General features: G+C 43.7%; 1 protein-coding gene. It reads left to right on the forward strand.

The window, feature by feature from the left end:
* Nucleotides 1-561 (forward strand): archaeosortase/exosortase family protein (locus A3766_RS09140; RefSeq protein WP_197479466.1); only part of this gene is annotated, 561 nt, incomplete at both ends.

Raw genomic sequence — 561 nt, forward strand, 5'->3', positions numbered from 1 at the left:
TAATAGAAGACGTTTTCGTCATGCATTGATAAGCCTTGCGATTGCCGCAACACTTGCAATGATCGGAAACTGGATTCGGGTCTTCATTCTATTACTCATCGCCTATTATGAGGGCGTTAGCCACCCTTTAATGGAAGACCATGATACTTTAGGGTGGATTGTGTTCGGTGCCGTGATGCTTCCATGGTTTTTCATCGACCGCCACTTCGATGCAGAAGGCGAACAAGAGTCACCTGTAAAACAAGATACATCGCAGCCATTGAAACAACAAATTCTCTCGTTAACAGCTTGCACAGTTTTACTAATCATTTCCCAACTAGCACTTAGCCCACCAGAAAATAGAGAATACCAGGTAAGCCAACCTAAGCTACCAAAAACACTAAATGGCCTAACACTCGATACAACTCGAGCGACCAACTGGAAACCTCACTTTCCACAACCAACCAATTTAACGCGAGGCTTATACGGAGCCTTCGGAGACCAGCTCGACCTATACATCCTCACCTACCTAAACAATAGTAATGTAGAAATGGCCAATAGCCAGAACACAATATTTGATAA

The organism is Oleiphilus sp. HI0132 (genome assembly GCF_001635845.1).